General features: G+C 58.9%; 10 protein-coding genes. 6 read left to right on the top strand and 4 right to left on the bottom strand.

Annotated features, from left to right (window positions below):
- Positions 1–113: 113 nt before the first annotated feature.
- The 4 genes from ICM05_RS01750 to ICM05_RS01735 form a co-directional block, all read right to left on the bottom strand.
- Positions 114–692 carry a TetR/AcrR family transcriptional regulator gene (locus ICM05_RS01750; RefSeq protein ID WP_188022823.1) on the bottom strand — a complete coding sequence of 193 codons (579 nt, stop codon included), beginning with the start codon at positions 690–692 and terminating at the stop codon, positions 114–116.
- Positions 692–2,236 carry an APC family permease gene (locus ICM05_RS01745; RefSeq protein ID WP_251364428.1) on the bottom strand — a complete coding sequence of 515 codons (1,545 nt, stop codon included), beginning with the start codon at positions 2,234–2,236 and terminating at the stop codon, positions 692–694. The genes ICM05_RS01750 and ICM05_RS01745 overlap by 1 nt, the downstream gene beginning before the upstream one ends.
- Before the next feature lie 287 nt (positions 2,237–2,523).
- Complete coding sequence (locus tag ICM05_RS01740; protein ID WP_188022822.1) at positions 2,524–2,877, bottom strand: nuclear transport factor 2 family protein; 354 nt, start codon at positions 2,875–2,877, stop codon at positions 2,524–2,526.
- Positions 2,878–2,934: 57 nt separating this feature from the next.
- The gene (locus ICM05_RS01735) at positions 2,935–4,347 is read right to left on the bottom strand and encodes an aldehyde dehydrogenase family protein (protein ID WP_188022821.1); all 1,413 of its coding nucleotides are present in this window, start codon (positions 4,345–4,347) and stop codon (positions 2,935–2,937) included.
- A 191-nt stretch (positions 4,348–4,538) separates the two neighbouring features.
- Here ICM05_RS01735 and ICM05_RS01730 point away from each other — a divergent pair, with 191 nt between their 5' ends.
- The 6 genes from ICM05_RS01730 (at position 4,539) to ICM05_RS01705 (ending at position 14,049) form a co-directional block, all read left to right on the top strand.
- Complete coding sequence (locus tag ICM05_RS01730; protein ID WP_188023019.1) at positions 4,539–6,134, top strand: GMC family oxidoreductase; 1,596 nt, start codon at positions 4,539–4,541, stop codon at positions 6,132–6,134.
- Positions 6,135–6,348: 214 nt separating this feature from the next.
- Entirely contained in the window at positions 6,349–7,305 is a 957-nt protein-coding gene (locus ICM05_RS01725) for an SGNH hydrolase domain-containing protein (protein WP_188022820.1), read from the top strand.
- A 139-nt stretch (positions 7,306–7,444) separates the two neighbouring features.
- A complete protein-coding gene (locus tag ICM05_RS01720; RefSeq protein ID WP_188022819.1) occupies positions 7,445–9,067 on the top strand; it encodes a CDP-glycerol glycerophosphotransferase family protein in 1,623 nt (540 codons plus the stop codon).
- A 3-nt stretch (positions 9,068–9,070) separates the two neighbouring features.
- Complete coding sequence (locus ICM05_RS01715) at positions 9,071–9,793, top strand: 2-C-methyl-D-erythritol 4-phosphate cytidylyltransferase (RefSeq protein ID WP_188022818.1); 723 nt, start codon at positions 9,071–9,073, stop codon at positions 9,791–9,793.
- Positions 9,783–10,856 carry an NAD-dependent epimerase/dehydratase family protein gene (locus ICM05_RS01710; protein WP_353055784.1) on the top strand — a complete coding sequence of 358 codons (1,074 nt, stop codon included), beginning with the start codon at positions 9,783–9,785 and terminating at the stop codon, positions 10,854–10,856. Before ICM05_RS01715 ends, ICM05_RS01710 begins: the two co-directional genes overlap by 11 nt.
- 91 nt (positions 10,857–10,947) lie before the next feature.
- Complete coding sequence (locus tag ICM05_RS01705) at positions 10,948–14,049, top strand: CDP-glycerol glycerophosphotransferase family protein (protein ID WP_188022817.1); 3,102 nt, start codon at positions 10,948–10,950, stop codon at positions 14,047–14,049.
- Positions 14,050–14,138: the final 89 nt, after the last annotated feature.

Here is a 14,138-nt window from a genome sequence, read left to right as displayed (position 1 = left end):
GATCTGTGGTTGACGTGTGTGGGGCGCGGATCGGGACTGCTGATCCGCGAAAACTGTGGGACCCTGTTCGGCGGTGTGCGTGGGCAATGCGTCGCACCAGCGCGAGCTGAGCGCTAGGTTTCGAGCTGCGCTGCAGACTTGATGATCTGGCGCAGGTAGTGCAGGGCGGGTTCGATCTCACCTGGGGCGACAAGCTGTTGGAAGACCATGCCATCAAGCGCGAACCAGATCGTCTCGGCGAGGCCGGCCTGGTGCAATCCGAGGTGCGCGAGCTGGGCTGAGATCGCCTCGCGGTAGGTCTCGTAGTAGCGGTCGACGTGCGGCCGCAGCTCCGGGCGGCGGCGCGACTCGAGCAGCAGCTCGTACTGGAACGCGTGAATGTCTTCTTCGCGGCGGGCGAGCGTCTCGAGCCCGGCGGCGAAGTCGCGATAGCTCGCAGACGGCTGACGCATGCTCGAAGCTTCGAGGCTCTGGTCAATGGAGTAGTCGAGTGCCTGCGCGATGAGCTGGTCTCGGCTGCCGAAGTGGTACCTGACGAGGCTGTGCGAGACGCCTGCCTCTGCCGCGATTGCGCGGTAGGTGAGGGCGCGCAGCCCGCCCTTCGCGACGACGGTGACCGTCGCGCGAAGGAGGGCGTCGCGGCCCGGCTGAGCAGGGGTGACCTGCTCAGCCGGGAGGGTGGTCGTCGACATTACTCGCCCACAACCTCGATGAGCTCGGTGCCGTACGCGCCGGGCTCGGTGCCGTGACCAATCTGCTGGTACAGCTCCGGCTTGCGCTTGCGCAGCACGTTCGCCCAGATCACGCCAATCACGAGTGCCAGCACGATGATGCCTGGCAGGAGGAAGGTGGTGATGTCGGGCTGTTCCTGATCCAGCATGAGCTGGAAGTTCATGAGGATCATGATGAACATCGTTACGAGCAGGATGCCCGAGAGTGCGGGGGCAATGATCCGCACCCATGCGCTCTTGCCGTGCGGCATGCGTCGGAAGTATCCAATCACCGCGAACGCAGCGAGGCCCATGAGGAGTACGAGGCCGGCAGCGCCGGTGTTCGTGAGCCAGGTAAACATCGTGAGGACGGGGAAGAGGAAGGACATGTCGCCGAGCATCGCTTCTGCGCCGCCGAATGCGTCGCCCGCGAGCGCAAAGCCAGCCACGACGACAGCCGCGATGATGGTCTGCGTGACCGAGCCTGCCCAGGGAGCGCCCGACTTGGTGGTGCGCGCGAAGCTCTGGGGGAGTACGCCCTCGCGACCGAGCGAGTACAGGTAGCGAGCGACTGCGTTGTGGAACGCCTGGAGCGCTGCGAAGAGACTCGTGATGAAGAGGATCGTCATGATGTCAGCGATGAGCACGCCAACGTGGTCGGTCATGAACACGAACATGAGGTCGGGGCCGAACTCGCGCGACGAATCGACGATCGCGCTCGGGCCGATGCCGACCGAGAATGCCCACGCACTGAACGCGTAGAAGAGGCCGATGATGGCAACTGCTGCGTAGGTGGCGCGGGGGACGGTGCGCTTGGGATCCTTGGCTTCCTCACCGTAGATCGCGCCAGACTCGAAGCCCATGAAGGCGGCGACGCCGAAGACGAGAATGAGGCCGAGTTCGGGGCCGAAGAGCGCAGCGGGGTTCAGCGCGGCGGTGGTGACGCCCTCGGGCGCGACCGTGAATGACACGATGTCGAAGATGATGACGGCGACGAACTCGAGTGCGACGAGCACACCGAGCACCTTCGCGCTGAGGTCAACGCGGTTCACGCCGAGAATCGCGACGACAATGATGCAGAGGCCAACCCAGACCCACCACGGTGAGGCGAAGCCAAACTTGGCTTCGAGGAACACCGAGAGCTGGAACCCGAAGAGGCCGTAGATGCCGATCTGCATCGCGTTGTACGAGACGAGCGCGATGAATGCGCCGCCGACACCGAGTGCACGGCTCAGGCCCTGCGACACGTAGGCGTAGAACGCGCCAGCGTTGGTCACGAAGCGGCCCATTGCGGTGTAGCCGACGGTGAACAGCGCGAGGATCGCTGCGATGAGTAGGAAGCCGAGCGGTACGCCGAGCGAACCCGTCACTGCGAACGAGGTGGTGACGCCGCCAGCCACCACGGTGAGTGGTGCAGATGCAGCGATGATCATGAGCGTGATCGATGGCACGCCCAGCACGCGACGGCTGAGGCCTTCGTCACCGGCCTCGGTCGCGTGTGAAAGCTGTTGGTCTTGCAGGGTCATCGTTGATCTCCTTCACGGGCTGGCAACGCTGCCGATGCGCTCCATGTAGCGCGCGAATCCCGTTCTTCTCAACGAGTGTAAATACGGGACTGTCCAACTGGAAAGTCGATCCGTGTGCTGGCAGTGCACGGGGTATGACAATCCGTGCAGGGTTCTTGTGCGGTGCTAATCCGCGCCCTCAAACGCACGATGGGCGCCGTAGGAATTCCCTACGACGCCCATCTGAGCGATCGGTGCGATCCGCCACCAATGCGGGTGCGGGTGCGGATCGGGCCCGCACTCCCGACCTATGCGACGGTCGTGAACACCTTGCTCACGATGCGCCAGCGGCCATCGATGCGCGCGAGGCCGAACTGGTTGCGGAAGTTCGCACCGAGGTACGCCGTTTCCTCCAGGATGGCCTGCGCCACGTTGCCCGTGACCTCGATGCTGTGGATCTTGTATGCGTACGCCGGATCTGCCGGCGGCGCGGTCGCCACAACATTATCTGCGAAGGCGACGCCCGACTGCGAGACGTAGTCGTCGCCGAGGTAGCCCCACATGACGGCGTCGTCGCTGAACGCCTGCTTCACCTTTGCGGCATCATTCGTGTGCACGCCTTCGACGTACAGCTCGACCGCTGCGCGAACTTCTGCTTCCACTAACTGTGTCCTTTGCTTCGTGCCTGTCCCCGTGATGGGCTCGTGCGGTTCGGGGAATTAGCCGCTGATGACGTGGGGCTCAGCGACAGCCTTGAGGCCCTCGACGCCGAACTCACGACCGTAGCCCGACTGCTTCGCGCCGCCGAAGGGAACCATGGGGTGGAGTCCGCCGTGCGAGTTGATCCAGGTCGTGCCAGCCTGCAGGCGCGATGCGACCGCAATCGCCTTCGCACGATCGCTCGACCAGACCGACGAACCCAGACCGAACTCGAGCGCGTTGGCCTGCGCAATAACGTCGTCAAGATCGGAGTAGCGGATCACCGGAAGTGCAGGACCGAACTGTTCCTCGAGGACGAGCTCCTGCTGGGGATCAATGTCAGTGATGATCGTGGTGGGGTAGAAGTTGCCCGGTGCCTCACGGTCGGGGTTGCCACCGAGTGCGACGGTCGCGCCCGATGCCTTCGCCGACTCGACAAGACGATCGACCACCTCGAACTGCTTGCGGTTCTGCAGCGGGCCGAGGACGTTCTGCTCCTCGAGTCCAACGCCCATCGGAACTGCGGCAGCAAACTTCACGAGCTCAGCGACGACCTCGTCGTAGACGTCATCGTGCACGTACAGACGCTTGAGCGCTGCACAGGTCTGACCGGTGTTGATGAAGGCGCCCCAGAAGAGATCCTCGGCAATGGCTGCCGGATCCACGTCGGGAAGCACGATGCCAGCGTCATTGCCGCCGAGCTCGAGCGTAAGGCGGGTGACGTTGGGGGCCGAAGCCTCGATGATGTTCTTGCCGACCGGGGTCGAACCGGTGAACATGATCTTGCCGATCTTCGGGCTGCGGGTCAGCGCGTCACCGACGGTGCGGCCGGGGCCAGCAACGATGTTCAGCACGCCCTCGGGCAGTACCTGGTTCATCACCTTCACGAGTGCGAGCACCGAGAGCGCGGTCGTGTCTGCCGGCTTGATGACGACAGTGTTGCCCATGCGCAGTGACGGCGCGATCTGCCAGATCGAGATCATGAGCGGCCAGTTCCACGGCGAAATCGCGCCGACGACACCGATCGGACGGTAGTGCATCTCTGCGTAGCCCGACTCGTCATCAATGAGCACCTCGACGGGAAGCGGAGTATCAGCGGGAGTGCGGGTCCACGCTACGCAGCCGCCAACCTCGAAGCGAGCGTTCGGGCCGTTGAGTGGCTTACCCTGCTCGCGCGACAGGAGTTCAGCGAGTGCCTCAGCCGAAGCCTCAATCGCGTCAGCAGCCTTGTGCAGGTACGCCGAACGCTCCTCGTGGCTGAGCGCTGCCCACGCGGGCTGCGCCGCCTCGGCGGTGTCGATTGCCGCTTCGAGATCCGCGATGCTCTGCACCGGTGCGTCACCGATCTTCGCGTCGGTCGCCGGGTCGAAGACCTCGCGGGTTTCACCGCTGGTCGGGGTGATCGCTGCGAGCAGCTTCTCGTAGGTTTCCATTGGAGCCTCCACTTTGAGTCCTGTAGTTGATACCAGGCTACGCTTCGGGTCGCGGCTGGGGCTTGTCGCCGCAGGAAGCGTCGTTGACTTTCCGTGCCGAGGTTGAACTTCCGGCCGCACGCAGCCCCGCGTGCGTGAAAGCCTGCCAGGAAGATCGCGAGCACCGTCGCCGCGTCAGAGAGGACTCACCAATGCCGGAACAGTCGACCACCGAAACCTCACCAAAGAGTGTCATCGTCGTTGGCGCAGGATCTGCAGGATCCGTCGTTGCCCGCCGTCTCGCCGATGCTGGCGTCACCGTCACCATGCTCGAGGCCGGTGGCGAAGACACCAACCCGGCGATTCATGACCTCAGCCGAGCTGGCGAGCTCTGGCACAGCGCAGATGATTGGGACTACTACACGACCCCGCAGGCAGGAGCTGCAGGCCGCCGCATGCATCTGCCGCGCGGCAAGGTGCTCGGCGGATCGCACGCGCTCAACGCCATGATCTGGGTGCGCTGCTCACCCCTCGACTTCGATCACTGGGCAGCGCTCGGCAACGACGGTTGGGCGTGGAACGACGTGCTGCCCGTCTACCGAGACATCGAAAACTTCTCTGGCGGAGCATCAGCGCTGCACGGAGACCAGGGTCTGCTCGACGTCACCGATGACTATGAGCTGTCACCCATCCAGCAGTCGATCATTGACGCTGGCATCGAAGAAGGCCTCGCCCACAACCTCGACTACAACGGTGACTCGCTCGAAGGAGTCTCGAAGCAGCAGGTCACCATTCGCGATAGTGAGCGCCTGAACACCTACATGGCATACCTCAAGCCCGTGCGCGATCGGGTCACCGTCGAAACCGGCTGCCGCGTCGACGAACTCCTGTTTGCTGAGGATACGGCTGACGTGGCAGGGGAGGCTGCGGGTACTGATCCGCGCGTCATTGGTGTGCGGATCACCCAGAACGGAGAAACCCGCGACCTGTATGCGGATGAGGTCGTGCTGGCCGCTGGTGCAATCGACTCTCCGCGCGTGCTGCTGCGCTCGGGTATCGGCCCGGCGGATGAACTGCGTGCAGTGGGTATTGAACCGCGCGTAGACCTGCCCGGCGTCGGCAAGAACCTGCACGACCACCTGCTCGCTCCAGTGATCTTCGACACCGAGAAGCCCATCGATGCACCGCGAGCCGGCGTCTCCGTCACCCAGAGCCACCTCTTCTGGAAGAGCCGACCCGAACTCGACCGTCCCGACACCCAGCCCATCAACTTCTCCGTGCCCATGTACGGTGAAAACCTCGAGCCACGTGGCGACAACGCCTTCTCGCTCATGGCTGGCCTCGTCACGCCAGCGGCCCGCGGCGAGATCACGCTCTCAGGCCCCGGTGCAGACGACCCCATCAACATCGATCTCGGTGCACTCGGCCACGAAGACGACGTCGCTTCACTCGTCGCTTCGGTACGCCAGTGCCGTTCCATTGGGCGTCAGCCCGCGCTCGCCGCAAGCGTGGCCGACGGCGGTTGGGGTGCAACGGAGATCTACCCAGGACCCGAGGTTGGCGACGGCGAAGACCTCGTCGAATACGTGCGTCAGACGGTCGCGACCTACCACCACCAGGTCGGCACCTGCAAGATGGGCGTCGACGAACTCGCGGTCGTCACCCCGCGTCTCACGGTGCGCGGTGTCTCCGGTGTGCGCGTCATCGACGCCTCGGTGATGCCTCGGGTGTCAACCGGCAACACCAATGCGCCCTCGGTGCTCATTGGCGAGCAGGGGGCGAAGTTCTTGCTGGCGGGGGAGCGGTAGAGGTCGTGGAGATCCGTCGCACGGCGGCCTGCGGGCAATAGCCAACCTGGTGAAATGGCCGGGAAGTGATGAAGGCGCTTCCCGGCCATTTGCAAGTTTGTTAGCTCGTTGCACGCTGGAAAGAGTGCCGCGCGGGGCTGGCTTTGCCTGCTCAGGCCATGTTCACATCGCGCACCGAATTTGTGAGCGTATTAATACACATACAATTCTTTTCATGCTGAACTTTGCACGTCTTACTGAGAGTAATGACGCTCGAACACTTCGTCGTTTCGGTGTAGCCGCTGTAATGGGTGCGCTGCTGCTAGGCCTCACCGGTTGTGGTGACCCCGCGGGAAATGACGTGGCGTTGACCGCTGAGGTCGTCGAACAGTCCCGGGAGGACATGTCGACGGTCTACGATACTGATTGCTACGCATCTCGTGAGAGCACGCTTCTCACGAGTGGCAGCCCAGAAGACTGCACGCTCACGCATCCAGATGCTGAGTTTTCCGTAGTGATGGTGGGTGACTCGCACTCAGCACATTGGCTTCCCCCAGTCGAAGCCATCGCTGAGGAGGAGGGCTGGAATCTCGCCTACTTCGGCAAGCGTGGATGCAGTTTCGGCGACTACGTTTCGGATGATGGTCGTATTGGCGCCTATGAAGAATGCAATGTCTGGAACGAAAACCTTCGTGAACACCTCCGCGAGGTGAAGCCAGATGTTGTGATTGTCTCAAGTTCTTCGCGCACACCGCTCTTAGAAGACGGTGAGCGTCTCAGCAAGGAAGCCAACGAACCTGCGCGTGCTGAAGGTATGCGTAAGGCATGGCAGGGTGTTGTAGACGACGGAAGTGACCTGGTCGCAATTCTGGATACGCCCTATTTGGCGATTGACTCTCCAAAATGTCTCCTTGAAAATCTCGGTGACACCAACGCCTGCAGCGCTACTTACGTGGACGCAGTGACTAACCAGCCTCATCCGGACAAGATTGCTGCTTCAAACGTTCCAGAGGTTGAAACAGTGCAGATGGCTGACCAGTTCTGCCCCGGCGAGGAGACCTGTTACTCGTACTTGCGAAACAACATCGTTTTCCGTGACGGGCATCACATGACGGCTAGCTTCGCCCTTTCCCTTGAGGATGAGCTCGCACTGCGTTTTAAGGAAACCGAAGCTCTCAGCGAGCACATCTAGGGTTTGCTGCAGGTAACGCAGCCTCGCTCTGGGGGCTGTGAGTCGCCAGTGGTAGGCTGATGTAGATTTTTTCTAGTTATTGAGAGCTTCAGAACTTGCAAGAATCTGGTTCTGAAGTGAAGCAGGGGTGTACGTACACATGGGTGAACGCTTTGAAGTCGTTGAAATCCGCTGGGAGCGGGTGAATCTCACACTCGAAGTGAATGCCTCAGGTAAGGCAGATCCCGTTTTCTTCCTGTGCCGCGCGGATCAGACTGAAGTGACGGAGGAGCTTCCCGTTCCCGCCCAGCGCGTAGGCGATGGTAAGTACGAACTATTCCTCAATGTGACCCAGTTCAATGACCGCCGTCAGATTCCGAATGGTACGTGGCAGATCTGCGCTCATATCGATGGCGAGGTGATTCCGGCTCGCTTCGATCTGAAGCGAGTTGAGGAGCTTCCGGATCGTTCACGAGCGTTCGTGTACAACAACAATCACTCGTCATACACAGTGACCTTTGGTGTTGCGGACGATGAGACCGCTCCCGACTTCTTGATGCGTACTTACGCGTTTGGTCGTTCGGGCAACGGTGTGAAGCGAAGCTGGATCCAGAAACGTCTTGGTCGCCGTCGCAAAGACTGGAATAAGACGAAGCGAGCCGCGCTGCGCGCGGTTTTCCGTGCAGGTCTGAATAGCAAGAAGGGCGATAAGCCCCGCATTCTTTTTGCCTCTGAAGCTCGACCGAATATGCAGGGCAACCTGAAGGCTGTCCATGACCGCATGGTGGAGCGTGGTCTCGACGCACAGTTCGAGTTCAACTACTCGTTCCGCACGGTACACACGACGTCGCGTTCTTCGGCGTTCCGTCTTGGCTGGGAACTCGGTCGAGCAGACATCGTCTTGATTGACGACTACTTCCCGATTCTGCAGGACCTTTCGGACACCTCGAAGCAGCGTGTCATTCAGCTTTGGCATGCTGGCAGCGGCTTTAAGTCGATTGGCTACAGTCGATTCGGCCAGTACGGTTCGCCGCATCTCTCAAACTCGCATCGGCTCTACAGCTACGCAATTGCTGGCTCACAGCACCTTCGCGATGTGTATGCCGAGGCGTTCGGTATCGAACGTGAAGCAGTCATCGCAACCGGTCTGCCCCGTATCGATCAGTTCCTCCGTGAGGGGCGCGTCGATGAGGTTCGTCCGGGCTTCGAACGGGATTACCCGAACGCAGTCGGAAAGCGCACGATCCTCTTTGCGCCGACCTTCCGTGGACAGGGCGCACCCGATGCGCACTACCCCTACGAGAAGATCGATTTCGAAGCGCTGTACGAGGCATGTGGCGAAGACAGCGTCGTGCTGTTCCGACAGCATCATTTTGTCGTCGAACCGGCCCCGATCCCCGATCACTTGCGTGATCGCTTGATCGATGTGTCGGCCTTCCCCGACACGAACGACCTGTTGTTGCTGTCAGATGTCATGATCACGGATTACTCTTCGATCATCTACGAGTACTCTCTGCTTCGTCGCCCGATGCTCTTCTTTGCATACGATCTCGACGTATATTCGGCGACTCGCGGTATGCACCGTGACTACCACGAAGTAGCTCCCGGCCCCATCGCTTCGAACTTCACTGAATTGCTCGAACTGATCCGTGAACCCAACCTCTCGACTGAAAAGACTGAGGCGTTCCTCGCAGAGAACTTCGATCACATCGATACGAACAACTCTGACCGCGTAATCGATCAGTTGATCCTGTCCGACCCCAAGACCACCAAGGCGGCGTAAAACATGTCCAACATCGCAGTAGTGTTTGCCGGCGGAGTTGGCTCGCGCATGAAGACGAGCACCCGCCCGAAGCAGTTCCTCGAGATTCACGGTCGTCCCGTTATCGTGCACACGCTTGAGGTATTTGAACGTCACCCTGAGATTGACGGCATCGCGGTTTCGATTCTCCCCGAATGGCGGGAGCACTTTGAACGCATCGTGGCGCGCTATGAGCTCCACAAGGTTCGCTGGATCGTTGATGGTGGTGCGACCGGCCAGGAGTCACGCCACAAGGCGCTTCGCGCCGTCGTCGCAGATGAAGGTGATGATGCGGTAGTGCTTATCCACGATGGTGTGCGTCCATTGATTGATGCGGACCTCGTGTCTAACAACATTCAGGCGGTCAAGCAGCATGGCTCTGCAATCACTTGCACGAAGATGACCGAGACGGTTGTCGTCGCTGATGGCGAAGGCATTGGCGAGGTTATCCCTCGTGACCCGCTGTGGACCGCACAGGCTCCGCAGAGCTTCCTCGCGGGCGATGTGCTTGGCGTATACGACCAGGCCGTTGCCGACGGAGAATACGATTCGATCGACTCCTGCTCACTCATGCGTCATTACGGTCGCACCCTGCACCGCGTTGAGGGTCCCCGAACAAACATCAAGATTACGACTGCCTCGGATTACTACATCTGCCGCACGTTCATGACCCTCGCAGAAGACCGGGAGGCATTCGGTGCAGAGTAACGACATCGTAGTTTTCGATTCTCCGGTATTCCAGGAGGACGCACGTGCGATCGCTTCGGCGGAACTTCCCTGGGAGAAATACCGCGGTCACCGCATCCTCGTGACCGGCGCATCTGGCATGATCCCGATGTACATTGTGGGCGCGCTCCTCGCTGCGAATGAGTTGCATGACCTTGGGCTCACTGTCGTGGGTCTCGTGCGTAACCGCGCGAAGGCAGAGTCACGTTTCGGTGCCGCACTTTCGAACCCTGCGTTTGAACTCGCCGTGGGTGATGTGAGTGACGCAGAATCCTTGCCTGCTGGCAGCTTCGAGACGGTGTTCCATGGGGCATCGCCCGCTCGTCCGGCGCTGCACAACCAGTCGCCGACGACGACGCTGAAAGCAAACGTGCTCGGTACGATCAATCTGCTCGACGCACAGGTCGCTGGTGGGGGCGGATCGTTCGTTCTCCTGTCTTCTTCCGAGGTGTACGGCGCAGTTTCCGGCACTGACCTGATCGCTGAGGATGCGCAGGGTGTTCTCGGTCACTTTGCTCCTCGTGCAGCCTATTCAGAGGGCAAGCGCGTCGCTGAGACAGCGCTTGCTGCGTACCAGGCTGAATTCGGCATCCGCCCGCTCGTGCTGCGCTTTGGGCACATTTATGGTCCTGGTATGGCGCTCGATGATGGCCGAGTTCAGGCTGACTTCTTGGCAGACGTCGTTCTCGGTCGCAACATTCGAATGATGAGCGCAGGCGCAGCAACACGTACCTATACCTATGTTGCAGATGCCGCGCTGGGCACGTTCACTGCGCACCTCAAGGGTGACGACAGCGTGTACAACGTCGCAGACAACGCTGGCAACATTAGTATTCGTCAGCTGGCGGAGATCTTCGTTTCTGCACGTCCCGCTAAGGGCATCGAGCTTGAATTCGCGAATCCGGATGATAGCCGCTCGTTCTCGCCTGTTGCTTCGCTCGGTCTTGATTCGAGCCGCCTGAGCGCGCTTGGCTGGTCACCGCGGGTTAGTCTTGCAGAAGGTGTGAACCGAGCGGTTCAATCGTTCGAGGAAGCTACGAACTAGAACTCGTAGTTCGCTTAAGCTCGGGGTGAAGTCTTGCATCACCCCGACACACTTTTACCGCCGATATTTGGCGCGTTATACGGAGTAAATAATGTCGAAGACTAAGATTCTGCTGCTCTCGAACCGTGATTCAGACAACGTTGGCGACCAGCTTGTCGAAGCCAACATGGTCTCTCTTGTTGCAGGCGTGATGAAGAATCTCGACTATCACGAAGATACATTTGTGATCGATTCCCGGTCATTCGACATCGTTCCCCCATCGGCAACGACAACATCTGAAGACGCAACGCTTGCGAGGCTTCGAACCGCTGTTTCCGGCGCCAAGGTCGTGCTTATCGTCGGGGCATCGCGCCGTGACGGCATCGACGACGACCTAGAGCTTCGCACAGCGAAGACGCTCGAAGTCGCGAACGAGCTAAATGTGCCTGTGATCCTCTTCGGCATTAGCGCGCCGTGCTTTGATGAATCGAATGAGGTCCTAGTCCGGCTCAAGGCTGCGCTTAGCCTGCCCTGTGTCCGACACATCTCGACCTTTGAAGAGGATGCGTCGTTGGATGAATACCTCGAAGACTCACAACTTTCTGCGGTGAAGACTAGCGATCCAACAGTCTTTACAGATGTGGTTTTCCGAAAGCGACCTGCGCCTGTAGCACCCCTTCCCGAGATGAAGCGCACTCCGCTTTCGGTTACTCGAAGCGTTTTGCGACGGGTACCAGTGCCAGTGAGTATCAAGAGTCGTGTAAAGATCCAGTTGAAGAAAATGATGGGTCAAGATGTCGTACATAGCCCAGCGCCTGAGCCTCCTGTTGTGGCTTCCATCGAGGTCAAGCCCACAAAGCCAAAGAGAATCGGACTGCTAGTCGCTCGTGCCAATCTCTTCAACGAGCAAGGCATTGCTTTTACAGAGAATCAGCAGCGGCAACTCTGGCTGAAGACCATTTCTACACTTTCTGCCCGTGGGTACGAAGTGCGTCTATTCACGACCGGTCATGTTGCGGATGAAGCATTTCTTGAAGCAATGGTGCGTGGCGAGCTCATCCCACCCTCGATGGCAGCTGTGGTAATTAACACGCCAGAGGGGTTGCTTGGCGAGCTGAAACAGTGCGCTGGTGTTATCTCATTTAGCGCGCATGCAAGTATTGCGTCTTATGCTTTGAAAATTCCTTCAGTCGGCCTGGCATGGAACCCCGAGATTCGAGACTTTTACCAATCAATTGGGTATGGTCATCGAGCCCTGGAACATGGGAAATGGCGTGCCGATGAAGTGGTAACGGCCATAGAAAAGGCACTCGACAAAGGCGTCAAGAAAGACGAGAAACTCCTCCAAAACGTTTATGAATGGCTCTTTTTCGCCTTCAAAGATGTCACCGGAACAACGGCAGAAGCGATGCTTTCATTGGGGGAACTCAAGACTGAGCTGCCTATCTTCGCCGGTACATCGTCGAAGGAGTACCAGCTGAAGGCCCGTCGTAAATTGCGCCTCGCGTACGCTGGTTTTCCTCAGATGGAAGACGTCCGCAACGGAGAGCAGGAGTACCTGCGGTTCAGCATGGAAGAACCCGTGGACCCCACCGTCGTGTTCTATGAATCAATGTCAGGCGAGCGGGTTAACGACAATCCTTTGGCGATTTTCGAGTACTTGCATGCCCATCCTGAATACGGGAATTTCACTCATGTCTGGTCTGTTGGCAAGGACGTAGAGATCCCTGAGCGGTATAAGGAAGCTGACAACGTCATCTTTGTGCGACTAGGAAGCATTGAATTCCAGAAATACCTTGCAACGGCTGGACACATCGTGCGCAATGTTGGTGTGCCCTCATATTTTGTGAGGCGAGAGGGCCAGCGTTTTCTCAATACTTGGCACGGAGTCCCGTATAAGGCACTTGGCCGGGAGACAAACAACGCGAGGTTTGGTGCCCCTACCACGATTGAGAACTTCTTCAAAGCAACTCACCTGGTGACGCCTTGCTCCTTTATGACTGGAAAAATTCTGGCAGCGTATTCTGCGGTCGGTGCTTCTACTGCTGTAATCGGTGAAACTGGCTACCCCCGTGTGGACGTGACAGTGAACACTGAAGAAGCAAGAAAGTCTGAGATTCGGAAACTCATCGGATTACCCGTTGACGGTACTAGTCAGAGCAGACGACCAGTCGTTCTTTATGCTCCAACATGGCGCTCGAACGGTGATGGTACGTCTAGCGACCACAGCGAACTGACGAACGCTCTTTCGGCGCTGGCTGACGTTGACGCCGAGATTCTTTTCCGCGGCCACCACAGAGTGACACGCTTGCTTGGTTCTAACGCCATCGGTGGGCAACTTGGGGAGATTTTGGTGCCCCCGCAGAGCATCAGTACAAATGAGCTGCTTTCTGTCGTCGACGTATTGATTACCGACTATTCGAGCATTTTCTTCGACTTCTTGCCTACGGGGAAGCCAATTGTGCAGTACCTCTATGACATTGAGGAGTACCAATCGGCTCGAGGACTCTATCTTGGGGTCGATGAATTGCCTGGTTCGATTGCAATGAACCTTGAAGAGTTGCGAGCGGCAGTCTCTGAAGCTTCTGAACTGGTACGGGCGTTTGATCAAGGCGCGGCTAACGCTGTTTTGCCTTTGCAGGGTGATCGGTATGCGGCTGCCCAACTTAGGTTTGCTCCACATGAAGATGGGCAAGCTACGAAGCGTGTTGTGGACTTCTTCTTTAAAGACCAATTGGATTCAGAACTCGTGCGTTCAGCTCGCGATGACCGACCAACTACCCTGTTCTGGGCATCACGTTTCAAGAAGGCCGCCGATGCAAAGGCGTTCCTTGACCGAGTGCTTGAAGCCCTCGAAAACGAGGACCGTCAAATCACTATGGTGATTGCGCGAGACTCGATCATGACAAAAGCCGATGTTGAGAGGCTGAAAGCAAACGCATATAGGCTCGCGGTAGTTCCGAGCGCAATTTCCGGCCCCAAGATGCTTCCTGAAGAGCAAGAGTCATTCTTCGAGTTTGTTCGTGGCCAAAAACTCAGCGTTGACGAGGTAAGAAAAAGGCTTGAAGAGGATGCGTCTCTCCTGCGCATTTGTGATCGGGAATACCGGCGACGGCTGGACGATGCCAAGTTTGACGAGGTAATCCTCGCGGACGACCTGTCCAATTTTGAGCTGGCGCTAGCTGCGCTAGCCGGGCGAAAGAAGCATTTGTAACGTCTTCTAAATCGGATTCCACCCGGTGCAAGAGAGGTGCGCTGTCCATAGCTTTTGCCGTGGATAGCGCTCCTCTCATTTCTCAGGTT

Source organism: Leucobacter sp. cx-42 (assembly GCF_014529985.1).
Classification (GTDB): domain Bacteria; phylum Actinomycetota; class Actinomycetes; order Actinomycetales; family Microbacteriaceae; genus Leucobacter.
Note: the sequence above shows the minus strand (reverse complement) of the source record. Positions and strands in the feature narration are given on the sequence as shown.